The 24,845-nt window shown below is 59.0% G+C and carries 19 protein-coding genes and 1 tRNA gene; 13 read left to right on the plus strand and 7 right to left on the minus strand.

What is annotated here, in order from left to right; genetic code table 11:
- Positions 1–390 (plus strand): LytR/AlgR family response regulator transcription factor (locus ACTO5E_RS04680; RefSeq protein ID WP_482302003.1); only part of this gene is annotated, 390 nt, incomplete at its 5' end.
- A gap of 56 nt (positions 391–446) precedes the next feature.
- Here ACTO5E_RS04680 and ACTO5E_RS04685 read toward each other — a convergent pair.
- Positions 447–2,312, minus strand: a complete 1,866-nt coding sequence (locus tag ACTO5E_RS04685) for a sensor histidine kinase (RefSeq protein ID WP_482302005.1) — start codon at positions 2,310–2,312, stop codon at positions 447–449.
- A gap of 247 nt (positions 2,313–2,559) precedes the next feature.
- Between ACTO5E_RS04685 and ACTO5E_RS04690 the strand changes: the two genes are divergently transcribed.
- Both ACTO5E_RS04690 and ACTO5E_RS04695 read left to right on the plus strand, forming a co-directional pair.
- Positions 2,560–3,450 carry a hypothetical protein gene (locus tag ACTO5E_RS04690; protein ID WP_482302007.1) on the plus strand — a complete coding sequence of 297 codons (891 nt, stop codon included), beginning with the start codon at positions 2,560–2,562 and terminating at the stop codon, positions 3,448–3,450.
- On the plus strand, positions 3,447–3,776 hold the full coding sequence (locus tag ACTO5E_RS04695; RefSeq protein WP_482302009.1) for a hypothetical protein: 330 nt from the start codon (positions 3,447–3,449) through the stop codon (positions 3,774–3,776). The genes ACTO5E_RS04690 and ACTO5E_RS04695 overlap by 4 nt, the downstream gene beginning before the upstream one ends.
- A gap of 5 nt (positions 3,777–3,781) precedes the next feature.
- On the opposite strand, the gene ACTO5E_RS04700 is transcribed toward ACTO5E_RS04695, so the two are convergent.
- The 6 genes from ACTO5E_RS04700 to ACTO5E_RS04725 form a co-directional block, all read right to left on the minus strand.
- Positions 3,782–4,096 carry a hypothetical protein gene (locus ACTO5E_RS04700; protein WP_482302011.1) on the minus strand — a complete coding sequence of 105 codons (315 nt, stop codon included), beginning with the start codon at positions 4,094–4,096 and terminating at the stop codon, positions 3,782–3,784.
- An 858-nt stretch (positions 4,097–4,954) separates the two neighbouring features.
- Positions 4,955–5,491, minus strand: coding sequence for a hypothetical protein (locus tag ACTO5E_RS04705; RefSeq protein WP_482302013.1), 537 nt, complete (start codon positions 5,489–5,491; stop codon positions 4,955–4,957).
- Positions 5,492–5,717: 226 nt separating this feature from the next.
- A tRNA-Arg gene (locus ACTO5E_RS04710) sits at positions 5,718–5,794 on the minus strand.
- 41 nt (positions 5,795–5,835) lie between these two features.
- Complete coding sequence (locus ACTO5E_RS04715; protein WP_482302015.1) at positions 5,836–7,734, minus strand: glycoside hydrolase family 13 protein; 1,899 nt, start codon at positions 7,732–7,734, stop codon at positions 5,836–5,838.
- 276 nt (positions 7,735–8,010) lie between these two features.
- Complete coding sequence (locus tag ACTO5E_RS04720; protein WP_482302017.1) at positions 8,011–8,808, minus strand: phosphorylase family protein; 798 nt, start codon at positions 8,806–8,808, stop codon at positions 8,011–8,013.
- A gap of 5 nt (positions 8,809–8,813) precedes the next feature.
- Positions 8,814–11,258: a glycogen/starch/alpha-glucan phosphorylase gene (locus tag ACTO5E_RS04725; protein WP_482302019.1), complete on the minus strand. Its 2,445-nt coding sequence runs from the start codon at positions 11,256–11,258 to the stop codon at positions 8,814–8,816.
- 327 nt (positions 11,259–11,585) lie between these two features.
- Here ACTO5E_RS04725 and ACTO5E_RS04730 point away from each other — a divergent pair, with 327 nt between their 5' ends.
- The 10 genes from ACTO5E_RS04730 to hisS all read left to right on the plus strand — a co-directional run bounded on the left by ACTO5E_RS04730 (position 11,586) and on the right by hisS (position 24,483).
- Positions 11,586–12,434 carry a cell division protein ZapA gene (locus ACTO5E_RS04730; RefSeq protein ID WP_482302021.1) on the plus strand — a complete coding sequence of 283 codons (849 nt, stop codon included), beginning with the start codon at positions 11,586–11,588 and terminating at the stop codon, positions 12,432–12,434.
- Positions 12,431–14,512 carry a peptidase U32 family protein gene (locus tag ACTO5E_RS04735; RefSeq protein WP_482302023.1) on the plus strand — a complete coding sequence of 694 codons (2,082 nt, stop codon included), beginning with the start codon at positions 12,431–12,433 and terminating at the stop codon, positions 14,510–14,512. The genes ACTO5E_RS04730 and ACTO5E_RS04735 overlap by 4 nt, the downstream gene beginning before the upstream one ends.
- Before the next feature lie 13 nt (positions 14,513–14,525).
- Positions 14,526–15,026 (plus strand): dUTP diphosphatase, encoded by a 501-nt coding sequence (dut, locus tag ACTO5E_RS04740; RefSeq protein ID WP_482302025.1) that lies wholly within the window; start codon positions 14,526–14,528, stop codon positions 15,024–15,026.
- A gap of 259 nt (positions 15,027–15,285) precedes the next feature.
- On the plus strand, positions 15,286–16,302 hold the full coding sequence (locus ACTO5E_RS04745; protein ID WP_482302037.1) for a rod shape-determining protein: 1,017 nt from the start codon (positions 15,286–15,288) through the stop codon (positions 16,300–16,302).
- A gap of 594 nt (positions 16,303–16,896) precedes the next feature.
- Positions 16,897–17,793, plus strand: coding sequence for a rod shape-determining protein MreC (gene mreC / locus ACTO5E_RS04750; RefSeq protein ID WP_482302027.1), 897 nt, complete (start codon positions 16,897–16,899; stop codon positions 17,791–17,793).
- A complete protein-coding gene (gene mreD / locus ACTO5E_RS04755) occupies positions 17,790–18,311 on the plus strand; it encodes a rod shape-determining protein MreD (RefSeq protein WP_482302029.1) in 522 nt (173 codons plus the stop codon). Before mreC ends, mreD begins: the two co-directional genes overlap by 4 nt.
- A 422-nt stretch (positions 18,312–18,733) precedes the next feature.
- Positions 18,734–21,256: a penicillin-binding transpeptidase domain-containing protein gene (locus ACTO5E_RS04760; RefSeq protein WP_482302031.1), complete on the plus strand. Its 2,523-nt coding sequence runs from the start codon at positions 18,734–18,736 to the stop codon at positions 21,254–21,256.
- 213 nt (positions 21,257–21,469) lie between these two features.
- Positions 21,470–22,222 (plus strand): nucleotide-binding protein, encoded by a 753-nt coding sequence (locus tag ACTO5E_RS04765; RefSeq protein WP_482302032.1) that lies wholly within the window; start codon positions 21,470–21,472, stop codon positions 22,220–22,222.
- A 60-nt stretch (positions 22,223–22,282) separates the two neighbouring features.
- Positions 22,283–22,684 (plus strand): methylglyoxal synthase, encoded by a 402-nt coding sequence (locus ACTO5E_RS04770; protein WP_482302034.1) that lies wholly within the window; start codon positions 22,283–22,285, stop codon positions 22,682–22,684.
- Positions 22,685–23,196: 512 nt separating this feature from the next.
- Complete coding sequence (gene hisS, locus ACTO5E_RS04775) at positions 23,197–24,483, plus strand: histidine--tRNA ligase (protein ID WP_482302036.1); 1,287 nt, start codon at positions 23,197–23,199, stop codon at positions 24,481–24,483.
- Positions 24,484–24,845 lie beyond the last annotated feature (362 nt).

A 24,845-nucleotide genomic window follows, 5' to 3' on the forward strand; every position in this document is an offset into this window, starting at 1 on the left:
GCAAAGCCCATTCAGCCGGAGCAGCTGCGGGAGGCTCTGCTATACTGTTATCAGAGCTTTTGCCAAAAAAGGGAGCTTCTGCTGCCCACGGAAAAGGGCCAGAGCAGAATCTCCCCCGGAGATATCGTCTATGTGGAGCCCTGGGAACGGGGTGCGCGGCTGAGGCTGGTGAATGGGCCGGTAGAAACCACTGCCAGAATCTCCGAGCTGGCCGCTTTGCTGCCAGAGCGCCATTTCACCTTCTGCCACAGGACCATTCTGGTCAACCTGGCCTTTGTAAAGCATCTTCGCCCCCGGGAAATCGAACTGGCTGGCGGGGAGACCCTGCCTGTCAGCAAATACCGCTTTGCTGAGGTGAAAAAGCGGCTGATGAACTATCTTCACAGTTAACTTCTGTCCGAACAAGAGCATCCACGACCCGATTGCCTGGCAGACGCGAATCTGCCTTAATCCAGCGGAATTGCCAGGATGACGCGGTAAAAATCCTTCCCTGTCTCTATTTCCAAAAGGTTCTCATGCCGCATGGCAATCTGGCCGATAATTTTCAGGCCCAGCCCCCGCTCTGGGGCTGGTTTTCTGTTTGCCCAATCCAATGTGCAGGCGTTCTCACAGGAGAGCACGAAGAAATGGTCTCTCCGGTAGAAATCCAATTTTATATAGGACTGCTCCACCCCTGGGGCGGACGCGGCCTCAATGGCATTGTCCATCAGATTCATCACCAGCGAGCAAAACTCTGTGTCTGACAAGCTAAGCCGCTCCGGGGCCTGAATCCGCACCAGCTCCACAGCAATCTCCCGGCCTGCGGCCTCAGAGAGCTTGCTGTTCAGTATAATATCCAGCATTTCATTTCCGCTCTGCACCACAGGGCGGATTTTTTCATTCTGTCCAATCAGGCCGTCCAGATATGCCGCCACCTTTCCCTCTCCTGTCATCTGGCGCAGAAGCTGAAAATGCTTTGCCATATCATGGCGCAGCATCATAACCTGCTCGTTGTGCTGCAACAGAGCCTGATAGCTGCTCAGGGCCAGCTCTGTCCGCTGAGCCAGCAGATGAGCTTCTGTCCTGGCAGAAATCTCCTCATGAATCAGCTCCACCACCGCCCCCAAAAAGGCCGGGACCATACAGAGAGCCATCAGCCTCCAGAGGAAATAGCCGAAGGTCCAGGCCGCCAGCTGGGTCTCAAGCATGTCGGCCCGGGCCTCGGACATTAAGAGACCCATGCCGTAAGCCAGACCCGCCAAGCCGATCCCTGCTGTGGCCACCGGGCAGAACACCCGAAAGAACCAGCCACCCTGTCGCAGCTCCCAAAAGCCGCCAACCAGCGCGGCCAACAGCCCGGCAATTCCGAAAAGGGCAAAGCCGGTCTCCCGGGCAAAAACGCCGGCCTGCCCCAAAAGCGCCAGCACAAGCTCCGCCAGCAGAGAGGCCCCCATCCCGCCCAGCGCCACCCAAACGGGCGCCCGCCGCCAGCCGGAGAGCTTGCACAGCAGCAGGCCCAGCAGGTTCATCAGGGCCAGCTCCCGGCAGAGCATACCCAGGTCCACCGGGGGCGTATGGAAATAGGCGTTGAAAAAGCTGGGGCTGACCATCTGAGAACCCAGATAGAGAAACGCCGCCAATGCGCCGCACACCAGCGTGGGGTCCGGCCCCTTCCGCGCAGCCTTCCACACAAAGAGCCCCAGCAGAAGGACCCCCACCGCAAAGGCCAGGGTGGTGGGAATGGCTGTCTGGAAGCTCTCGGCAATCAAAGCGCTCTCATAGGTGTACCCGCAGTACAGGGTTACGGCGCAGGGGGTTACAGTCAGATCGGTTTCTGTTTCCGGGTCTGCAGCCTGGGCGATGGTCAGGGTTTTGCCGGCATAGTTCAGGGGCAGGGTGACCAGCAGCGGCTCCTCCCGGTAGTAGTTCAGACTGGGAAGCTGCAAATAGCCAATCCGGTTGTCCAGCTCCGAGCAGTCGCTATAGATAAGCGCGCCGTCTAAAAACACGGCAATCGTGCTGCCTGCCGCTCTCAGGCTCAGGGTGGACCGGTCCAAATCCTCCTCCATCACCCGGGAGAAATAGAAGGTCTGCTCGGGAAAGCTGAGGCCCGAAAAGCTGCCAAAGCCGTTGGGGGTCAGCTCGCTCACCTGCTCCCCCTGCTGGGTAAACACAGTCCAGCCCTTCTGGTCGTAGACCCAGTCCTCGGGCATGGCCTCCCCCTCCCAGAACAGGGACAGGTCATACACGTTTTCTTCCATGGGCTGTAAATAAACCGTCAGCACCAGCCCAAACCCTATACACAGCAGCAGGGAGGCCAGAGCGGCGGGCATCCATCTTTTTATTGCCGGCTCCTCTCAAGTGTTCTTTTCTATTAGGGTATCACGGAAAAAGCGGGACTGTCAAGGGTCCGGCTGTCCACTCGAGCGGGAAAACAGCCCACTCGAGCAAAACCCATTGCTTTTCCTGCGTTTCTTTCGTATCATGCAAAAAGAGAGGTATGCACTTCGGCCGTTTTTACCGCAAGGGGACAATGGCCTCCCGGCTACCCTATTATGCTTTTGCAAGGAGGAAACAAAGATGAAGCGGCTATTAAAACAAATCACCGCCATGATCCTGGTTATTGTCATGGCGGCCACTGCCTTCCCGCCCGCCGTTATGGCGGCGCTGGTAGACAATGCCCCCCAGGTAAACCGGGAAATACTTACCCGGCTGGAAGAGCTTTGCGGCAGCCCCCAGGAGGCGGAGGGCTACTACGCCCTTTTGCAGCAGTACGGCCTTTTGGACGAGGACGGCAACGCAGCCAGCCAATGGGAGATTGAGCTGGACGGAGAGCCCATTGACCTGGCGGGCCTGCGGGCCCTGCTGGATGACCCGGACTGCGACCTGACCCGCTACGTCTGGGTGGACGGCTCGCCTCTCACCCTGGAAGAGGTCCAGACTATGCTGCAGGTAGAGGACTACATCGCCTACCTGCGGGAGACCTACTTCTCCGGCGGGGAGTGGAGCCAGGAGCATCTGGACAATCTGGACAGCCTGGTGGAGCAGATGAATACAGAGGGCATCCAGCTTCTGGCCCCGGAGAGCGCCGCTATGCCCTCGGGCGTTGACCACAGCGTAACTGCCTCTCTTGTGGGGGCCGATACCGCGGAGCTTAACAGCGACTACAGCTTTACCGTAAAGCTGAACCGGGCCCAGGGCAAGCCGGTCACCTTCTCCTATGCGGCCTACTCTGGCAGCGTGGAGGCCGTGGGCAGCGGCACAGCCACCATTGACGCCGGAAGCACGGAGGCCACCGTCACGGTGCAGGGGAAGGGCAGCGTGGGCAGGATAAACGGCAGCGGCGCGTTCACTGTGGCTGTGTATGACCTGAAAAACGCCCTCTTCGCAAACAATACCACCGCGGCCAGCAAAACTGTGACTGTGGCGGCGTATCAGATGTATACCAGTGGGAGAAGAATTTCTCCATGAGCTTTAACCCCAGCAACTATAGACCGTATTATTATGTGGAGCCGGGCACATACGATGCTCCCGGGGAGCAGGGAAACGCGGCCATAAAAGGGATTGACAAGCAGGTGGTGGACGAGAAAACGGTTGAGATATCGGCGGTCCAGCGTATCATCGTCGCAGACGGCAATATGGTACATGGCGCAGCCCTCCTTCCGTTAGTACAGCTTACAACGAGAGATTATATCATGAATTTCAGACTTGCACAAGGTAAGGAAAAGCAGTATTTTCTTCATTATCTGCTTTACTCAAACGGGGCAAAACCGGCCTTGTTAGTGACAGTAGTGTAACAGGATTATTTCCCGTAAAGCCCCGCCTTGTCATTGGTGACAAACATTCGGACCATGTCAAGGGACAAGTCCAGATCAGCGGGCAGGCCGTTTTCATCTTTGACTTTTCCGGTTCCGCTAATAAAGCTCTTCTTCGCCATTTTGGTGATCGTGGCCTTGGCATAACCGGGCATGTCAGCGATCTCGTTATACCTCACTTCGGGTTCCTCCTTTTCAGGTCCTTTGGTGGCAAGAATGGCTTTCAGGATGGTCAGGATTTTTTCACCATAACCGGCCCCGCCAGCCCAAGGCCCTCTATTTGCAGCCGTTTTCCAACACATACAGTACCGCGTTGATCAACTGGAGGTTCGCGTTTTTTTATTTCCTCTCTGCTTGGGTATGTATTTTTCTATTTTCCTGTATGGTTCCTTTGTGACTTGTATGCCCTGATTTTATCATTTTTCCGACTTTTTGTAAATTGTGTGAACAGACTCTATTTTAGCCAAATTTGCGATTTATCGTGTGGGATATATCCTAAACACAAAATCTATGCTATAATTTATCTGGGATATATCGCAGACAAATTAGGAGTTTCTGTGAACAGTCTCCATGAACTTTCCTAAAAAATACATCTTGCTAATTAAAGAGATGTGGCACTTGTACGGAAAAGATAAACCTATTTTCTTAATTACATTGACAATCCTAATTGTTATCATTGTAATACCATTAGCGATTAATGAATTATCTAAGCATGGTGTTGTCTATGTAACAAAGTGGGATGCAGCAGATGTGCTCTCATATTATGCTTCATTTCTTCCTGGATGATTTGCAGCTCGATTTTCTGTTTGGTCTCCTCCAACTCATCCTGCTGCCGCTTGGTAGAAACATTGATGATAGGTGATAGTGTCGTCCTGTGTGTCGCCTCTGGTATTTTTATAGTTGCCCTTTTTGTCCTGGGAGAAATATCTGTCGTGGACTGCGGCGGTATCAGCCAGAAAGCGGCCTTTCAAGGGTTCATACTTGGGCTTTGTGCCATAAGGTTTTCCTCTCCGAAAACCTCATCACACAATTTGCGCATAAAAGAGAGAGCAGTTTGTCAATGTCCAACTGTCCCTCGGTGAAGCGCTCCGGGAATACAGCGCGGAGCTTGCCGTTATTGGCGGCTTCAAGGTCCATGGTGAGGCCGTTCGATTTATCCATTATGTCATTTCTTCCGTAGATTGTGTGGGCCGTTTGAAGTCATCTTCCGGATACGAATCTTTACGCTTAAAGTCTTTGGGCGTCCACATTCTTACCCAGCCATCGTCATAGACGGAAAAAATGTATAGATTTAGGGTGTTCGCAATTTTGGGGGGAATCCGACGCAGTGCAACTTGTGCAGTAACCCAGTAAAGCCCCAGACCATATTTATAGGCCCGATTGATTCTGCCTTTTGTTTTACCCTTTTGAATCACGCGCTCCGTCTCCATCCTGGTGACTAACTGCCCCAGTGCATTCAGCCATCCTTCCTTGTTTGCTGCGCCAGCTGATTGCGCGTATGACCGCCCTTTACACTCAATGATAAAGTATTCACTGTTACGCTTGCCGCCAACAAGAACTAAATCGGGGCCATGCCCATGAAGGGCAGACTCTCTCGCCAGATCGTCATGCCAGTTTCCATTTGGTTTATTGATCAAAAAATCTTTCACACACTTTACTATGGTAGGCTCGGTTAGCTTCTCTGTCTCAATGCACATCGCTCGTACTCCCATAAATAAGTTTTTTACATTATACCATTACAGATCCAATCTGTCACCGGCTTTTATAATTCACATCGCAAATTTATGTAAAAATGGCAGGGGGCGGAAGAATACACAAACATATTTCTTCCGCCCCCCTGCTTACTATAAGGCATTCTCGATAGAAATGAGAAATCCGAATGCTGTTCCCCACTTGGAGGACAGCATTCGGATTATCATAAATTGGCACGCCAGAAGGGATTCGAACCCCCGACCTTTTGATTCGTAGTCAAACACTCTATCCAGCTGAGCTACTGGCGCTTGTCTCAACTGCATCATTATACCGCCTTTTTCGGCGTTTGTCAAGTGTTTGTGTGAATTTCCCGGTGAAATTTTAACAGCGAGCAGCTGTAAGGCCGCAAAACGCTTACAGTGCCCAGGCTCTCGCCCAGCACTACTTTGCCCCCTGCCAGGTTCAGCTTCAGGCTCAAAATGCTCTGGGGGCGTTCACTGCGGTTGACAAACAGGGCCAGGCTGTCCCGGTAGGCGCAGTCCACCCCGTCGCTGGCATGCACCCGGTAACGCTCCAGCACCAGCAGGTTGCCCTCTGCCCGCAGCACCCGGCAGCCTCCTCGGGCCAGCACGTCCTGGTGGGCATGGCGCACCTGGCCCAGCTGCCGGTACCAGGCCAGCAGCTCCTCATCCTCCCGGCCCCAGGGATAGCAGCCCCGGTTAAAGGGGTCCCGGTAGCCCTCTGCCCCTGCCTCGTCCCCATAGTAGAGGCAGGGAACGCCAGGCAGCATATATTGTATGGCCGAGGCCAGCTTCAGCCGGGCAACGCCGGTCTGCCGCTGCTTCTCCGTCAGACGCTGAGCGCTCTGCCACTCCCGGCCCCGGCTGCCCGCCGGTTCGCCCCCCAACACGGTCAGCGCCCGTTCCGTGTCGTGGGTGCCAATGTGGTTCATCAGCAGACGCAGGCATTGGGGCGGGTAATTTTCTGCAATGTTCTCTACAATCTCCGCAAAATTCTTGGGGTCGTCTCCCAGCAAAAACCCCAGAACCGCGTCCCGGAAGGGATAGTTCATCACGCTGTCCAGCTGTCCCCCCAACAGATACCGGCGGCGCACTCCGTAGGCCGACTTGTTGGAGGCGTCCTCCCACACCTCTCCCAGCACCAGAGCCTCCGGATCTTCCTCCTTGGCCGCAGCGCTGAGCCTGTCGATAAACAGGTCCGGCAGCTCGTCAGCCACGTCCAGCCGCCACCCCGAGGCCCCTGCCCGCAGCCACCGGCGGACAATGCCGTCCTGCCCGTTCACGAACTGATTATAGCTCTCCTCGGTCTCATTCACATTGGGCAGGGTGTGAAAGCCCCACCAGCTGTCATACTCCCCGGGCCAGCAGCTGAAGCTGTACCATGGATAATAGGGGGACTGGGTGGACTGAAAGGCTCCCTGCCCAGGATAGCGGCCCTCCCGGTTAAAGTAGACGCTGTCGCTGCCCGTGTGGCTGAACACCCCGTCAATAAGCACATGAATGCCCCGCTCCCTGGCAGCGGCGCACAGCGAGCGAAAGTCCTCCTCCGTTCCCAGCAGAGGGTCGATTTTCGAGTAGTCCGCGGTGTCATACCGGTGGTTGGAGTGGCTCTCGAAAATGGGGTTCAGGTACAGGCAGGTGACCCCCAGGCTCTGGAGATAGGGCAGCTTTTCCTCAATCCCCTTCAGGTCTCCCCCAAAAAAGTCCGTGTTGGTAATCTCCCCCTGCTGGTTTGGCCGCCAGTCCGGCTGGTCCTCCCAGCTGTCGTGATAGCTCCGCCCGGCAGGCACGCCGGTTTTCTCCCCCCCGGACTTGCAGAACCGGTCGGGAAAAACCTGGTACATAATCCCTCCTTCCAGCCAGTGGGGGGTCTCAAAGCCTGCCTGAAACACAGTCAGCTGCCAGCGGTAGGTGCCGCCGAAAATCGCCGCCCCCCGGTCCCCCCGGGAGAGCCGCTGGACGCCCCGGCAGGTGCTGGCCTCAAACAGGTAAAAGTACAGGCCAGGGGTGGCAGGGGTAAAGTCGCACTCCCACCACTCCTTGTCGCCGCCGTTCATGCCGCACCAAAACATGTCCTGAAGCACAGCGGGCTGGCCCTCCTGCTCCACAATCAGCCGGGCTGCGGTACATGAGAGCCCCCGGGGCAGGGTAATGCGGAAGTGCACCGGGGACCCGGTAGCCACTGCCCCGGTAGGGGCCCGGTATTTGGGGTTTCGGGAATAGAACATGGTAACAACTCCTTACTGCGTGTGAACTGAAAAGGCATAAAGCCTGCCAACGGTACAGTGTCCGGCCCCACCAAGGAGGCCGGACAGCTTGATCCTATTATAGATATACTCAGAGCCTGTACCAATGGAATGTTGCACCAGTCTTACTGGCAAGCTCTGCCGTCGACATAATTGCAAATCCCTGGCAAGACCATAAATACTCTGATTGTCTGCTCTTTCGCGCCTAGTTAAAATGATGCCCGATCATCCTGACATAAATCCCAGCGGTACAAGCTTTCAAAGAATCATCCCGCCCAGTACCCGGGGAAACACCTCCGACCGGATTTCCCTGCGGCGTCGCTTTTCCTCCTCGGTACGGCCGCTATAAATGGATTTTCTCCGCACAGTGCTGTCGGAAATGCTGAAGATTGCGGTAATGGGTATGCCGCACAGCTCCGCCGCCCGAAAGCAGGCAGCGGTCTCCATCTCAATGGTGCCGCAGCCCAGGGCCAGAATCTCATCCATATGGGCAAACTGGGCCGCAATGGTGTCAATGCTGAAGTTCACCGCCCGGTGCAGGGCTACGCCATATTCACCGCAGGCGGTTTTACACAGAGCCTCCGCCTGCTTCAGTAGCGTCCCATCCGGGTAAGCGGCCTGGGCGAACGGGTCGGCGGCCAGGTTCTTTTGCAGGTAGCGGCTGGCGCCATCGCCGCAGATGGACTTCTCCGGCAGCACGATGTCCCCCAGCTCCATTTTCTCGTCCAAGGCTCCCGCCGAGCCAATGAACAGGATGCGCTTACAACTGGTGGCTCCCAAGGCCAGCACCACATCCATATTGGTGGGCGCACCAATCCCCGGCACAATCCAGGTGGCGGGTTTGCCGTCCAGCTCCACCTGCCACACCCGCACACAACCCTCCGTCAGGGGTTCCGCTTTCAAGCCAAAAGTCCTTTCCGGCTCCCAGACCGGGGCCAGAATGACAGTCGTGCGGATTTCCTGCGGGGAACAGCCCAGCACGCCCTGGGCAAAGTCCCGGCGGCCTGTGCCAAACCGGGCGTTGCCGTCCAGAATATTCTGATAAAGGCTGTGCATGGCCCTTACTCTCCCAAACCGATCTTCGCGGCCAGGTTCTTCTCAGGGGGCACAGGGCTGGCATGCCAGATGTTCCCCGCGTAGTCCCGGATGGACCGGTCTGCCGCAAAGCGTCCGGCAGAGGCAATGTTCACCAGCGACATGCGGTTCCACCGCTCCTTGTCCCGATACAGCTCCTGCACCCGCTGCTGCGCCGCCCGGTAAGACTGGAAGTCTGCCAGAGCCATGTACCGGTCCTGCTGAAGAATGGCCTTGTAGATATCCCCGAAATGCTTGCCGCCAATGCCCTGGTTCAGTGTGTCCAGCGCCCGGCGGATCTGCCCGTCGTGCTGATAGTGCTGCACCGGGTGGTAGCCGGTGCGCTTGAGCTGCTCCACCTGGCTGGCGGTCATGCCGAACAGAATGATGTTCTTGTCTCCTACCGCCTCATGAATCTCCACATTGGCCCCGTCCAAGGTGCCCAGGGTTACCGCGCCGTTAATCATGAACTTCATGTTGCTGGTGCCCGAGGCCTCGGTGCCTGCCAGAGAAATCTGCTCGCTGACCTCAGCGGCAGGAATCAGGGTCTCGGCCCAGGTAACGCAGTAGTTCTCGACAAAGATCACCTTCATCTTCTTGTTGACCCGCTCATCGGTGTTGATGGTGTGGGCCAGAGCTGCGATGAACTCAATGATCTGCTTGGCAAAGTAGTAGCCCGGCGCGGCCTTGGCCCCAAAGAACCAGGTGTGGGGCTCAAAGTCCGCGTTGGGGTTGTCCAGCAGCCACTGGTAGGTGGACAGAATAGAGAAGGCGTTCATGTGCTGGCGCTTGTACTCGTGCAGACGCTTCACCTGCACGTCAAAAATGGTGTCCGGGTCCACGGTCTGGCCCTGGGTACGCAGCAGATGCTCGGCCAGCCGCTCCTTGTTCTCCCGCTTGATCTTCATCAGCTGCTCCCGCACCGAGGCGTCGTCCTTATACTTCAGCAAGTCCGAGAGCCGGTCCGCGTCATAAATATAGTCAGGGCCAATCAGCTCTGTAATCAACGCCGCCAGCTTGGGGTTGGACTGGTTCAGCCAACGCCGGTGGGCAATGCCGTTGGTAACATTAGTGAACTTTCCGGGCTCCTCCACATAAAAGTCGTGGAACAGGTCATCCTTAAGAATATCGCTGTGCAGGGCCGACACCCCGTTCACATTGTGAGAGCCGATCACCGCCAGGTTGGCCATTTTCACATAGCCGTTGCTGATGGGGGCCATGCGGGCAATCTTCTGGTGCTCTACCCCCTTGGCCTTCAGCTCCTCCCAAAAACGCCGGTTGATCTCCTCAATGATCTGGTAGATACGGGGCAGGCGCATGCGCACCAGCTCGCATTTCCAGGTTTCCAGGGCCTCGCTCATCACCGTGTGGTTGGTGTAGGCCACGGTCTGCTTCACAATGTCCCAGGCAGCCTCCCAGCCATAGCCGCACTCGTCCAGCATCACCCGCATCATCTCAGGAATAGCCAGCACCGGGTGGGTGTCGTTAAGATGAATAGCCGCCAGCCTAGGCAGGTCGTCCAGGTTGCTGTGCTCAAACAGATGCCGCCGGATAATGTCCTGAATGGAGGCGGACACCAGGAAGTACTGCTGCGAAAGCCGCAGCAGCTTGCCCTCGTTGTGGTCGTCCTCGGGGTAGAGCACCTTGGTGATGGCGTCGGCCATGGCCTGCTGCTCCATGGCCCGCATATAGTTGCCGCTGCCAAACAGGTTCATGTCAAACTGGTGGTTCTCCGCCTTCCACACCCGCAAAAGGCTGATGCCCCTGCCGTCCATGCCCGAGACATACAGGTCAAAGGGCACGGCAGTAACCGTGGTGTAGTCCTTGTGCTTCACCGCGTGATACTGGTCGTTCCAGTTCTCCTCAATGCGGCCGTCAAAGCGCACCTCCACGGAGTTGTCCGGCACCTGCTGCATCCACACCGAGCCCCCGGGCAGCCAGAAGTCCGGCAGCTCGGTCTGCCAGCCCTCTACCAGCTTTTGCCGGAACAGCCCGTACTCATACCGCAGAGAGTAGCCCATGGCCGGATAGCCCTGAGTGGCCAGACCGTCCAGAAAACAGGCCGCCAGCCGGCCCAGGCCCCCGTTGCCCAGGCCCGCGTCCGGCTCCTGGCGGTAGAGCTGCTCCAGCTTAATGCCATATTCCGCCAAAGCCGCCTGAAAGCTCTGCTCCAGCCCCAGGTTAAAGAGATTGTTTTTCAGCGAGCGGCCCAGCAGAAACTCCATGCAAAGATAGTAGATGCGCTTGGTCTCTGTGCGCCCGGCGTTCTGGTCAAACTCGGCCCGGCCCTTGGCCATCAGCTCCCGCACGATCAGGGCGACGGCCTTGTAATACTCCTCGTTGGTGGCGTTCTGCAGCGACACCCCAAAGGTGTGCGACAGCTTGTCCCGGATCGCCTCCTTGATCTGCGGGACGGTGAGCGAATAGTTCATGGTAAAGCCTCCATTTTTAAAAAGATATATTGAAGTTGAAGATTTTGGTTTTTTGTGTATACTATAGGCAAAAAATCCAGGCATTCTCCCCTGCCTGCCAGATGGAATATAGCAATTATACACTATTTTTTCCCAAAAAGCAACTACCAATCACATAAGCGGGCAGAATTTCCCAATAAAAAAGGTCTGGTGATGGTCCATAAGAGCCTGACAGGGCCGCTTTTCGCCCCTTAAAAAGCTTTTCGGCGCCGGGCGCAAAAAAGTCTTCCCACCGGGCGGATTTTGTCGTATAATAGGAATATGTCTATTTCGGGAGGAATGGTTTTCGTGAACAAGAGACGTGTCAGACTTACCATCAACGGCGTGGTCTGCGGGCTGATCACCGGGGAGACAGAGGAGTATATGCAGACCCTGGCCGATGAGGTGGGCGGCATGATGAAGCAGATTATGGACGCCTCGCCCCTGATCACCCGGGAGGCCGCGGCCCTTACCGCCGCCCTGAGCATCTGCGACGACAGCCACAAGCACGCAGAGCTGGCCCGCCGGCTGAAGGAGCGCAACGAGGAGCTGGAGGTTCAGGAGGAGCTGTGGCAGGAGGAAAAGGTGGAACTGCTCAAGTCTGCGGTAGACACCCAGAAGGACGCCCAGCTGGCCGAAAAGGCCGCCCGGCTGGAGTCGGAGAACACCCGCCTGCAGGAGGCAGTGCTGCACCTGAAGAACCTGGAACAGCAGGCCCAGGCCCTGCGGGACGAAAACAGCGCCCTGCGGGAGGCCGCAGAGGCCCCCGGCCCCCGGGAGCAGGCCCTGGCCCTGGAAAACGCCCGGCTCCATGAGAGCATAGACCGCCTGCGGGAGGACGCCCGCCTGCTTCAGGAGGAGGCGGGGCAGCGCAGGGAGGAGCTGCAGCAGGAAAACCAGTCCCTGCACCAACGCCTTGCCCGGCAGGAGAGCCTGGAAAAGGAGAACCAGGCCCTGCATGAACGCCTGATCCAGCAGGAGGCCGCTTGGAAGGCTGCTGAGAACCGGGAGCAGCCAGCCCCCGCCCCAGAGGAAAAGCCCGAGCCCAAACGCCTGCCCCACACCCGCCGCAATCCCCTGCGCCGGGCCGAGGCCCAGCTGGAACAGGAGGGCCTGAAAAGCTATTTCGCAGTGGAGGATAACAATAATTTTATATGAAGGAAAACAGCGCCCCCGTCAAGGGTAAAATGGAGATACTGGCCCCCGCCGGAGGCCGGGAGGCCCTGGAGGCCGCTGTCCGGGCCGGAGCGGACGCAGTCTACCTGGGGGGACAGGCCTTCGGGGCCCGGGCCAACGCGAAAAACTTCTCACGGGAGGAGCTGGCCCAGGCAGTGGAATACTGCCGCCAGCGGAATGTGCGGGTACATGTCACCGTAAACACCCTGCTGAAAAATGACGAGCTGGCCCCTGCCCTGGAATTTGTGGAATTCCTCTGCTCTCTGCCAGTGGACGCGGTGCTGGTGCAGGACCTGGGGCTGTTCACCCTGCTGCGGCAGCGGGCCCCAAAGCTCCCCCTCCACGCCTCCACCCAGATGAGCCTTGCCACCCCCGCCGGGGTGCGGCTGGCTGAGGAGCTGGGCGCCGCCCGCACCGTGCTGGCCCGGGAGCTGTCCCTGGAAGAGATCAGAGACATCGCCCGCCAAACCCAGGGGGAGCTGGAAGCCTTTGTCCACGGCGCCCTGTGCATGAGCGTCAGCGGCCAGTGCCTGCTCAGCGCCATGCTGGGGGGCCGCAGCGGCAACCGGGGCCAGTGCGCCCAGCCCTGCCGCCTGGCCTTTGCCGCTCCCGGGGGGACTGGGCACGACCTCTCCCTGCGGGACCTGAGCTTTGTGGAGGGCCTCCCCCGGCTGAAAGAGGCCGGCGTGTGCTCGGCCAAAATCGAGGGCCGCATGAAACGCCCGGAGTATGTGGCCGCCGCTGTCTCCGCCTGCCGCCTGGCCGCAGACGGGGAGCCCGTTCCCCCAGAGCTGCTGGAAAAGCTGGAAGCGGTGTTCTCCCGCTCCGGCTTTACGGACGGCTACCTGACCGGACGCCGGGGGCGGGACATGTTCGGCACCCGGCGCAAGGAGGACGTAACCGCCGCAGAAAAGGTCTTCGGAGGCCTGCGCCCCCTGTACCGGGCCGAACGTCAGAGCATCCCCGTAGTCCTGACCCTGGGGGAGAAGGACGGTCTGGTCAGTCTGACTGCGGAGAGCCCGGGCCCCGGTGAAGCCATTGCTGTCACCGCCTCCTGCCCCGCCGGAGAGGGCCAGGGCCTTAGCAGAGGCCGGGCCCTGCAGCAGCTGAAAAAGACCGGCGGCACCCCCTTTTATGCAGACAGTCTGACAGCTCCGGAGAGCGTCCCGCTGACAGTGGCCCAGCTGAACGCCCTGCGCCGCCAGGCTCTGGGAGAGCTTTTGCAGCGCCGGGGAGAGCGTCCGGCCATTCACTTTGCCCGGACGCCCCTGCCGGACTATACTCCCCACCACCGCCAGCAGGAGCCCCTGCCCCTGCGCGCCTTTTTCCGCGCCCCGGAGCAGATCCCGCCCCAGGCCATGGACTGCGAGGTCCTGGCGCTGCCCGTAGAGACCGAGCCCCCTACCCTCCCCTCTCCCGCCCCCCAGATATGGCTGGACCTGCCCCGGGGGGTGTTCGGCTGGGAGGAGGAGCTGCGGGAGCTGATGAAAAAGCGTATGGCCCAGGGCTATGCCGACTTTGTGTGCGGCTCCCTGGGGGCAGTGCAGCTGTGCCGGGAGCTGGGAGCCAGAGCCCACGGCTCCTTTGGGCTGAACATTGCTAACGCCGCCTCTCTTGAGGCCCTTGCCCGGCTGGGCCTTGTAGACGCGGAGCTGAGCCCAGAGCTCACCGGCAGAGAGATTGCCGCCCTGGGGGGCAGTCTGCCCCGGGGCACGGCAGTATACGGCCGTCAGGCCCTGATGCTCACCCGGAACTGCCCCCTGGCCAACTCCCCCAGGGGCTGTTTGGGCTGCAAAGCCCCTGGCTCTCTTACCGACCGGATGGGCAAACGCTTCCCTGTGCTGTGCCGCATGAGAGGCCGGGGCGGCGCAGAGGTTTTCAACAGCCTGCCCCTGTGGTTGAATGTGGAAAGCCCTGAGCTGTCAGCCGTGGATTTTGGCATTTTACGTTTTACTGTGGAAAACCCTGTGGAATGTGGGGAGATATTACAGGGGCTTCGGGAGGGCAACCCCCCGGAATACGCCTGTACTCGGGGGCTTTTTCGCCGGGGTGTGGAATAAGGAGGAAAAGACGGTGGAAAACTTGGTGGAAAGTGTTGATAAAATATTCTTCTCCACAGCAGGGCCTGTGGAGATCCGGTTTGTCCGGCTGCGCCCGGAGGCCTGCCCTCCCCAGCGGCAGACCCCCGGCAGCGCGGGTCTGGACCTGGCCGCCTGCCTGGACGCCCCGGTGACCATTGGGCCGGGGAAAACAGAGCTCATCCCCCTGGGCTTCGCGGCAGAGCTGCCCCCGGGCTGCGCGGCCTTTGTGTTCTCCCGCAGCGGACTGGGGGCCCGCAAGGGGGTTGTGGTGGCCCAGGGGGTAGGGGTTATTGACAGCGACTACCGGGGCGAATGGCTGGTCCCCCTGCGGAACACCTCTGAGGAGGCGTACACTGTCTCCCCCCAGGAGCGAATCGCCCAGGCGGTGCTTCTGCCTGTGCTCGCGGCGGATTTTGTAGAAGCCCAGGCCCTCTCTGACACCCAGCGGGGGACCGGCGGCTTTGGAAGTACATCTTGTACAAAGAGCCGGTAAGAGGCGGATATATGCCAGAATTTACGGATTGTTCACAGTAAAGTTAACATAAAGGTTGAGAAGCGGCGGAAAATGCGGTATAATGGACACCAGTAAGGAATACATCGAACCGGAGCCGGGGCAAATAAACCGGCAGTTTTTGGGGATGCTTTGTATTGTGGAACCAGTGCCGCGAGCAGGCACAGAATCGGACCGGCGCGGCCGGAGAAAGGCAGTTTTTGATATGGCAGGCTTTTCGGGGTTTCTCTCCATGTTTTCTATGTTTTCCAAGGATATCGGCATTGACCTGGGTACGGCGAACACTTTGGTGTTTATGCGGGGCAAGGGCATTGTGATGCGGGAGCCCTCGGTGGTGGCGGTGGACGTGCGCACCGACGAGGTTCTGGCTGTGGGCAAGCAGGCTAAAGAGATGCTGGGGCGCACCCCCGGCTCCATTGTGGCAGTGCGGCCATTGAAGGACGGGGTCATCGCGGACTTTGACGTGACCGCCGCCATGCTGAAATATTTCATTAAAAAAGCGTTGAAGTCCGGGGCCCTCAGCCGCCCCCGGATCATCATCTGCATTCCCTCCGGCGTTACCGAGGTGGAGCGCCGGGCCGTGGAGGACGCCGCCCGGCAGGCGGGCAGCAACAATGTGGACCTAATGGAGGAGCCCATGGCCGCTGCGGTAGGCGCGGGCCTGCCTGTGTCAGACGCCACAGGCAGCATGGTGGTGGACATTGGCGGCGGCACCAGCGAGGTGGCGGTCATCTCCCTGGGCGACATTGTCACCGCTGTTTCTGTGCGCATGGCCGGAGACAAGTTTGACGAAGCCATTGTCACCTATGTAAAAAAGAAATACAATCTCCTCATTGGCGAGCGCACGGCAGAGGAGATCAAAATGCGCATCGGCTCGGCCTTCCCCACCGAGGAGACCATCAACGCCTTTGTGGAGATCAAGGGCCGCAACCTGGTGGACGGCCTGCCCAAAAACGTGACCATCCACGCCGACGAGGTGCGGGAGGCCCTGGCGGACAGCGTCATGGTGGTGGTGGACGCCATCAAGGAGACCCTGGAACAGACGCCCCCTGAGCTGGCCGCGGATATCATCGACCGGGGCATTATGCTCACCGGCGGCGGCGCGCTGCTCAAGGGCCTGGACCGGCTGGTAAGCCAGGAGACCGGCATCCCCGTCCATGTGGCGGAGCGGCCCCTGGACTGCGTGGTGGAGGGCACAGGCAAAAGCCTGGAGATCGAGCTGCCCAAGTCCTATTACCGCAACAGCCGCAGAAAGTAGCTTTTGCTTCAGCCTTCTCTTACAGCAAGACACTTCGCCGTTCTTCCTCCTAGAGCGAGCTCCCATCCGTGTTCGCTCAAGTCTTTTAAGATGGCAGATTGACGCCATCTTTGGGGTTAAAAACGTTTGAAGTACGGGAGGCGGCTGAGACCTGCAAGCAGCTCTACAAACTTTCAGTTGGCAGAAAACCGCTCCAAATGTCCCATACTCAGCTTATGGGAATACAGTCTAATTTATAATTGTATACCCGGCGGTGGAGAAAAGGTTTTTTCTTTGCTTTTTGTTGACTGGAAACAGCCTGCTCCACAAAAAGTCCATCGCCGCATTTTGTTTGTGTGGTGGGGGCCGGCCTCAGAGCCCTGTCACAGGTTGCGTGGGTTCTGCCCGCTGCGCCCTCCCAACGCTCCGGGCAGGGCATCCTCATCTGCCTGCGCCTCTGGGACATTCAGCTCAGAACCGCCTGCGGCGGCTGTATTCCTCCATGAGGAACGCCAGCCTCCCAAAGCTTCTGACCCTTACGGCAGAGTCTGCGTTCGCTTTCAGACTGCCGCCTGCGGGCAGGGATTTTTCCAGGAACATACAAGGAGTATCAATGTGAAGGATTTACTCAAAGGAAGCTCGTTCAAGGTGCTCATCATCGCAGTGGTGGTGCTCCTTGGACTTATCATTTATACCACCTCCGCCGGGGGCTCCATTATCGCCAGCCTCCTGGGCTTTGTCTCTACCCCCATGCAGAGCGTGGCCACCAATGTCACCGGCAGCGTCACCGAGTTTTTGGACCTGGACGGCTTCTCGAAGGACGAGCTCAAGGCCCTGGTGGCCGCTCTTCAGGAGGAAAACAGCATTCTTCAGGACCGGCTGGTGGAGTATGACGGCATGAAGCAGGAAAACCAGCGCCTGAAAGAGCAGCTGCGCATCTCTCAGGCCGACCCGGAGATTGAAATGCGCTCTGCCGCCGTAATCGGCCGTGACCCCAACGACCCCTTCTATGGCTTCTCCATTGGGGTGGGCACCCTCTCCGGCGTCAATGTGGGCGACCCGGTCATCACCTCTCAGGGCCTGGTGGGGGTGGTCAGCCAGGCCTACGCCACCACCAGCAAGGTGGACTGCCTGCTCTCTGAGGAGGTCCAGGTGGCCGCCATGTCCATCGACAAGCAGGAGAGCGGCCTGGTGGGCTGCAATATCATGATGGCCAGCTCCGGCCTGCTGCGCATGGATTATCTGTCGCCCTCTACCAAGCTGGAGCCCGGCGATATTATCACCACCTCCGGCGCCGGAGGCGTGTACCCTGACAAAATAAAAATCGGCCAGGTGGAAAGCGTGGAGAAGTCGGAAATGGACGTGTCCCGCTATGCGGTCATCCGCCCCTTCCAGGACCTGTCCGCAGTGACAGAGGTTCAGGTCATTGTCAGCTTCCCCGGCAAGGGCGAGGAAGACGCCACCACCGACCCCTCTGCAAGTCAGGGCAGCGGAGAGGAGGACGCGGAATGAGAGACCTGAACCGGCTCATCCGATACCTGGCCTATACCTTAGAGCTGCTGGTACTGTTCATGCTGCAGGAGACCCCGGGGCTGCTGCCCGCCATTTATGGAGTGCGCCCGGTGCTGGTGTTGCCTGCGGGTCTGGCCATCGCCATGTTTGAGGAGGAGACCCCAGCCATGGCTTTTGGCATAGCCGCCGGTCTTTTCTGCGACTTTGGCTATTCAGGGGTGCTGGGCTTTCACGGGCTGCTGCTGGGGGTGCTGGGCTACTTTCTCAGTATGCTGGTGCGCACCCGTATGCAGGTGAACTGGGTCACGGCCCTGCTGACAGGCATTCTGGCCCTGGGGCTGGTGATTGGGGCTCAGTGGCTGTTCTTCTACTATTTCCGCTACTCCATGCCGGGGTATGCTTTCCGGCATCACTATCTGCCCAAGTACCTGTATACGCTGTTGTTTGTGCCGCTGGTATATCTGCTGAACCGGGGCCTGGCGGACGCGCTGGTATCCGCAGACAACCAAGGCTTTTAGCCCAACCGCGGGCAGAAAAGCCAAAGCGAAGAGAAAGCCAAGGAGCGCGAATCAAAAGTTTCGTCAACCTTTTCAAAGGTTGCAGGGTGTGGGGCAGCGCCCCACGACCTTGACCTTGAACTTAGGCGGCGCAGTAAACAAAGGCACGAGGCAGCAGCTCTCTCCTACGACCAAGTTCGGAACGGGGCAAGGCTGCGCCGCCGTCGACTTGCCGCAGGCAAGTCGGATGCCGCAGGCAAGTCGGATGCCGCAGGCAAGTCGACCCCAGCGAGGTCGACCAAAGGGAGACCAGCGGCCCGCCCGCTGCCGGCAAATTCAGAAGAAAAACTCTTTCGACACCCCTTCCAAAACATCAAAACAAAACCCCAAAAAAAAATTACTATATTTTCTTCCAGCCTCCTGGGCTGGGGGAGGTGAATCCTGTGAAACTACCGCACTTCCACATAGGCCGCACCACAGCCCTGGTGCTGTTCCTGGTATTCTGCTTTTCCATTTTCGAGCTGCAGCTGTTCAACTGGCAAATCATCAACGGCGAGGCCTTTGAGCAAGAGGCCATCAGCCACCGCACCGACGCCGTGGAGATCAACGCCGCCCGGGGCGAGATCTGGGACCGCAAGGGCAATGTGCTGGCCGGCAACCATATCGTGTATGAGGTCATCTACAACGCCCTGTATATGGACGACTCCAAGCGCAACGCCACCATTCTCGAGGTGGTAGACCTGCTCACCGAGCAGGGCGAGTCCTGGCGGGACATTCTCCCCATCCGCCTGGATGAGGAGGGCAACTACCAGTTTATTGAGGACAAGGAAAAGGAGATTGAAACCCTGAAGAGCCGGGACTTCCTCAACCTGGCAGACTACGCCACTGCCGACGACTGTATGCGGGAGCTGACAAAGAAATACCACTATCAGGGCTACTCCAAGGAGGACACCCGCACGGTCATGTCCGTGCGCTACTCCATGACCAAGGACGGCTTTTCCATCAACGACCCCTATGTCATCGCCTCCGGGGTGTCCTCAGAGACCGTGGGCGTGTTCGGCGAGTGCGCCGCCCAGTGGCCGGGCATCGAGACCCGGGTGGGAGTAGAGCGCTACTACGGCGAAGAGGGCACCCTGGCCCCCCACCTGGTGGGCTATGCCTGGGGCATCACCGGCGACCAGCTGAAGACAGCCGAGGAGGAGGGCAAAGCCTATGACAGCGAGAAAAACATCTCTGGCTACAAGGCCAACGATGTCATCGGCATGTCCGGGGCCGAGGCCGCCTTTGAGGACGAGCTGCGGGGCAAGCGGGGCCTGGACGCGGTGTTTACCGACGAAAACGGAAACGTGACCACCACCGCCACCACCATTCAGCCAGAGCAGGGCCATACCGTGCAGCTTACCATCGACTCTGACCTGCAGCGGGTGGCAAACTGGTCTCTGGAGAAGAACATAAAGGCCAACAAAAACACTGGAGCCGAGGGAGACAAGCGGGCCCATGACTGCAAATTCGGGGCAGCAGTGGCCATCGACATCTCTGACTTCGGGGTGCTGGCCAGCTCCTCCTACCCCGGCTATGACCTGAACCAGTATTATAGCGACAGCGAATATATGACCGAAATCCTCACCGATGAGGACGACCAGCCTGCCTTCAACCGGGCCCTGCAGGGCATCTACACCCCGGGCTCCATCTTCAAGCCCCTGGTTGCCATTGCCGGCCTGCAGGAGGGGGAGGTCTCCGCTACCCAGGGCCTGCGCGAGTGCACTGGCCCCAACGGCGTGGGCATCTTTGAGCTGGCCGACCTGAAGCTGGCCTGTACGGGCCTGCATGGCTATGCCAATGTGTATGAGGCGTTGATGTATTCCTGCAACGTCTATTTCTGCGAGCTGGGCTATCAGCTGGGCATCCGCAAAATCGACGCCTATGCCGAATACTTCGGCCTGGGCGAAAAGACCGGCGTGGAGCTCTACGAATCCGCGGGCATCATGTCCAGCCCCCAGGAGTACCGGGAACGCCACACCGACCTGGGCGTTCAGTGGACAGACGGCAACACCGCCCAGGCGGCCATTGGCCAGCTGGACAACATGTTTACCCCCATTCAGCTGGCCACCTACTGCGCCACCATCGCCACAGGGGGCAAGCGGCTGCGCACCCATTTCCTCAAGCAGGTGATGGACTACAGCGGCGAGACCCTTATCCGCCGGTACGAGCCGGAGGTCATGTATGACGCGGAGATCAGCGAGGATGTGCTGGGCGTGGTGAACCAGGCCATGGTGCTCACCGCCAGCGACGGTCTGGCAAAAAGCGTGTTCGGCGATTACCCTGTCCCCGTGGCCTGCAAAACCGGTACAGCCGAAACCTCGGCGGAGAAATGGGAAAAGGGCGGCACGGAGGAAAACATCACCTTTATTGCCTACGCCCCGGCCAACGCTCCGGAGATCGCGGTCTCTGTGGTGCTGGAGCACGGCCGCAGCGGCCCCTATGCCATGAATGTGGCCAAGGACATCCTGGACTGCTACTTTGGCTATTATACCTGGGACGAGGAGGGCAACCGCTATAACAGTGACGGCGACCTGGTAGACGATGACGGCACGATCATAAAAACCAAGGAGGAGCTGGAAGAGGAGGCCCAAGCAGCCAGCCCCAGCCCCAAGCCTCAGGAGGAGGGGGAGGACGAGCCCAGCGAATCCGGCGACCCCGGCAGCGAGGAGACCCCTACCCCCGAGCCCACTCCCACGCCCTGGCCAGGCCGGGGAAGCTCCATCCCGGACAGCCCCTACACCGGTACCTCCCAGGACGAGGAAAATAAGGGGGACCAGCCAGAGGACGCGCAGGCCGGTGCAGAGCCAGCTCCCAGTCCTACCCCCAGAGAGGGGGTCACCCCCTACTACAGCGGAGGCGCGCCGCCTCTGCACTCCCCCCAGCCCACCGGCAGTCCCGACGATCCCCCACCCGAGGAGGAGTAACCGCCAGGCTACTCTCCGGGTGACCGGCTGCAAGGCAGGCCGTGTATTTTCTTAAAAAAAGCAGACACTAAAAAATATAATCAGCCACTTTTCATATGTCCCAAAAAACCCGAGACTTTTTTATGCAACTCTTATATAATTCCAAAAAAATAATATTTGATTTTGACAAAAGCCTTCTGATGTGGTAAGATGATTAGTAAGGATGTGTTCTCAATGGGAATTGCGACAGTCATCACCTCCGGCAAGGGGGGCGTGGGAAAGTCCACCGCTGCGGTGGGCCTGGGCCGCGCTTTGGCCGGCAGAGGCCGCCGGGTGCTGCTGGTGGACTGCGACGCAGGCCTGCGCAGCCTGGACCGCATGACCGGCACGGAGGAAAACCTGGTGTTCGACAGCTCTGACGTGGTGTTTGGCAGATGCGCCCCTGCTGAGGCCATCTACCCCTGCGCCGGCTCCCAGGCGGAGAGCGGCGGACTGTTCCTTCTGCCCGCCCCTGCCTCAGGCGACGACCTCATCCGCCCCGGGGTGATGGCCCGGCTGGTGCCCCTTCTCACCCGCTATTATGACCATGTGCTGCTGGACTCCCCTGCGGGCGTGGGACTGGGCTTCCGTTCTGCGGCCTGCGCGGCGGAACGAGCCCTGCTGGTGTGCAGCCCGGACCCGGTGTGTGTGCGCAGCGCGGGCAATGTGCGCCGCCTGCTGGACGGCCTGGGCGTGGAGGACAAGCGGCTGATCATCAACCGTTTCAACGGCGCGTTTTTTGATGAAACCGGCGTGTATACCGACTTGGATGGGGTCATTGACGCCTCGGGCGTACAGCTATTCGGCCTCACCCCAGAGGACATTACCATGGCCGCGGCTTTTCTCAAGGGGCAGCCGGCCCCGCCCCGTTCTCCGGGGATGTTGGCCATGGCCCGCATTGCCGCCCGGCTGGAGGGGGAAAGCGTCCCCATGCCGGAGAGCCTTTAATTCGCTATCGCTGTGACCTTTTTTGGAGTGATATATTTTGAATCTCGGGAGGAGTTTTTTATGCACATTGCCTTAACCGCTCATGACGCAAAAAAAGAGCTGATGGTCCAGTTCTGCATCGCCTACTGCGGCATTCTCAGCCGGCACTCCTTGTGCGGGACCGGCACTACCGGAAAAATGATCTCAGAGGCCACAGGGCTGAAGCTGCAGCGGTTTCTCAGCGGCCCCCAGGGGGGCGACCAGCAGATCGCGGCCCGCATCTCCTGCAATGAGATCGACCTGCTGCTGTTTTTCCGGGACCCCCTCAACCCCCAGTCCAACGACCCCAGCGCGTTGAATCTTCTGCGCCTGTGCGACATGCACAACATCCCTGTGGCCACCAACATCGCCACAGCCGAGGTGCTCATCCACGGCCTGGAACGGGGCGATCTGGATTGGCGGGACTTGGTCAACCCCTCATAGCCCCCAGGCGGTTCATTCGCAAAAAAACCGGCAGGAGCGGGAGGAGGCTCTGCCGCCGGCCCAGATATACCAGACAGGGCGAGCCCAGTAAACGCCTATGAGTTCGCCGCAGGTGAACTCATTTCCTCTTTCCAGGGGATTTTCCCTCATCCGCCCCCAGCCAGGCCCTGCCGCAGGATGGGCCCAAGCTGGGGCCAGAAAAGGATTCACAAAATTAGAACCTGTATTCACAGGCGTTGAACGCCGGAGGGACGGGTCTTTTGCCGTCCTGCTGCGTTAAAGAATCTTGAAATACGGCAAGTATTCCTGCGATTTTTTGCCTTGCAGGGCGACAAAATCCCTTGCCACTCCGGCATCCTCTGCCTATGAATACAGATTCTTAAACCGCACAATGAGGCTATTGTAAACGGGAGACACTGATTTTACCAACGAGTGTCCTATATTGGGGACCTTGTCGGCAGACCCGGAATGTCTCGCGGTGATACTATAATAAATGATATGAGGAAACCAACATGGAATTGATAACCAAGGCCCCCAAGGGCACTGTGGACCTGGTCCCCCAGACTGCCAGAAGGTGGCGCTGGGTCGAGCAGGCCCTGATCAACGAGGCGGAGCTCAACGGCTTTGCCGAGGTGCGCACCCCTGTTTTCGAGCACACAGAGCTGTTTCAGCGGGGCATGGGCGACGTCACCGATGTGGTAGAAAAGCAGATGTACACCTTTGAGGACAAGGGGGGGCGCTCTGTCACCCTGCGGCCCGAGGGCACTGCCGGCGCTGTGCGGGCCATGCTGGAAAACGGTCTATACAACAGCGGCTACCCGGTGCGGCTGTACTACAATATCCCCTGCTACCGCTACGAAAAGCCCCAAAAGGGCCGGATGCGGGAGTTCCGCACCTTTGGCGTGGAGGTGTTTGGCACAGCCGAGCCCATTGCCGACGCCCAGCTCATTGCCATGGGCATGTCCGCCCTTCAGCGGCTGGGGCTGACTGATGTGGGCCTGCAGCTGAATTCCATCGGCTGTCCCACCTGCCGCAAGGAGTACCACCAGGCTCTGCAGGCGTATTTCAGCGCCCGCAAGGAGAGCCTCTGCCCCACCTGCCTCTCCCGGCTGGACCGGAACCCCATGCGCATTCTGGACTGCAAAAGCCCGGTCTGTCAGGAGATTGCCGCCGGGGCCCCAAAAATCACCGACTATCTGTGTGAGGACTGTCAGTCCCACTTTGCCAAGGTGCAGGAGTATCTGACCGCCATGGACATTCCCTTTACTCTGGACCCCGGCCTGGTGCGGGGCCTGGACTACTATACCCGCACTGTGTTCGAGTTTCCCTCTCAGAGCCTGGGCTTTGCCCTGGGCGGCGGCGGCCGCTATGACGGACTGGTGGAGGAGATCGGGGGCCCGCCCACCCCAGCCCTGGGCTTCGGCTTGGGCATGGACCGGCTGATGCTGGCCCTGGAGGCCCAAAAGACAGAATTCCCGGAGGAGGCGGGCTGCGAGGTCTTTGTCGCAGCTATGGGCGAGGCCGCAAAGGTAAAGGCCATGTCCCTGGTAAACACCCTGCATAAATGCGGGCTTGGGGCAGACTGCGACGTGTGCGGCCGGGGCCTGAAGGCCCAGATGAAGTATGCCGGGAAGCTTGGGGCACAATACTGCCTGGTGCTGGGCGACGATGAGCTGGCAGCAGGCAAAGCCCGGCTGAAATACATGGCAGACGGCACGGAGAAGGAGATCGGCATAGGCGAGAGCTTTGTGGAGGACTACTTGGCCGTCAGCACAGAAAAGGGGAGCCTGAGCCTGTAAAAGCATGACGGCGCAACCGTTCCGCAGGCAGAATCTCCCACCCAGTCCCCACCGGAACCGGGTGGAAAAGAAAACAAAGCCCAGACCGGCCAACGGCTTCATCATAACGGTTGGACCCTAGCGTCAAAAAGGCAGACAAGCAGATAAAAGCCCACTAAAATAGGACTACTTATCAGCATCGTGGCAGAGCCTTGCGCCCTGCGCCGCCAAAAAGGCGGACTTAAAAGCAAGACAGCGCATCAGCATCGTGGCAGGGCCTCGTGCCCTGCGCCGCCAAAAAGGCGGACTAAAAAACAGGGCAGCGTATCAGCATCGTGGTAGGGCCTTGCTCCCAGTGTCGCCAAAAAGGCGGACTAAAAAAC

The organism is Acutalibacter sp., assembly GCF_056800975.1.

Coding starts and splice junctions, on each gene's coding strand:
- ACTO5E_RS04765 (WP_482302032.1), top strand. CDS start 21,470: ATGGGAATTGCGACAGTCATCACCTCCGGCAAGGGGGGCGTGGGAAAG.
- ACTO5E_RS04715 (WP_482302015.1), bottom strand. CDS start 7,734: ATGTTCTATTCCCGAAACCCCAAATACCGGGCCCCTACCGGGGCAGTG.
- ACTO5E_RS04705 (WP_482302013.1), bottom strand. CDS start 5,491: ATGTGCATTGAGACAGAGAAGCTAACCGAGCCTACCATAGTAAAGTGT.
- ACTO5E_RS04725 (WP_482302019.1), bottom strand. CDS start 11,258: ATGAACTATTCGCTCACCGTCCCGCAGATCAAGGAGGCGATCCGGGAC.
- ACTO5E_RS04720 (WP_482302017.1), bottom strand. CDS start 8,808: ATGCACAGCCTTTATCAGAATATTCTGGACGGCAACGCCCGGTTTGGC.
- ACTO5E_RS04735 (WP_482302023.1), top strand. CDS start 12,431: ATGAAGGAAAACAGCGCCCCCGTCAAGGGTAAAATGGAGATACTGGCC.
- mreD (WP_482302029.1), top strand. CDS start 17,790: ATGAGAGACCTGAACCGGCTCATCCGATACCTGGCCTATACCTTAGAG.
- ACTO5E_RS04745 (WP_482302037.1), top strand. CDS start 15,286: ATGTTTTCCAAGGATATCGGCATTGACCTGGGTACGGCGAACACTTTG.
- ACTO5E_RS04695 (WP_482302009.1), top strand. CDS start 3,447: ATGAGCTTTAACCCCAGCAACTATAGACCGTATTATTATGTGGAGCCG.
- ACTO5E_RS04685 (WP_482302005.1), bottom strand. CDS start 2,312: ATGCCCGCCGCTCTGGCCTCCCTGCTGCTGTGTATAGGGTTTGGGCTG.
- ACTO5E_RS04700 (WP_482302011.1), bottom strand. CDS start 4,096: ATGTGTTGGAAAACGGCTGCAAATAGAGGGCCTTGGGCTGGCGGGGCC.
- hisS (WP_482302036.1), top strand. CDS start 23,197: ATGGAATTGATAACCAAGGCCCCCAAGGGCACTGTGGACCTGGTCCCC.
- ACTO5E_RS04690 (WP_482302007.1), top strand. CDS start 2,560: ATGAAGCGGCTATTAAAACAAATCACCGCCATGATCCTGGTTATTGTC.
- ACTO5E_RS04770 (WP_482302034.1), top strand. CDS start 22,283: ATGCACATTGCCTTAACCGCTCATGACGCAAAAAAAGAGCTGATGGTC.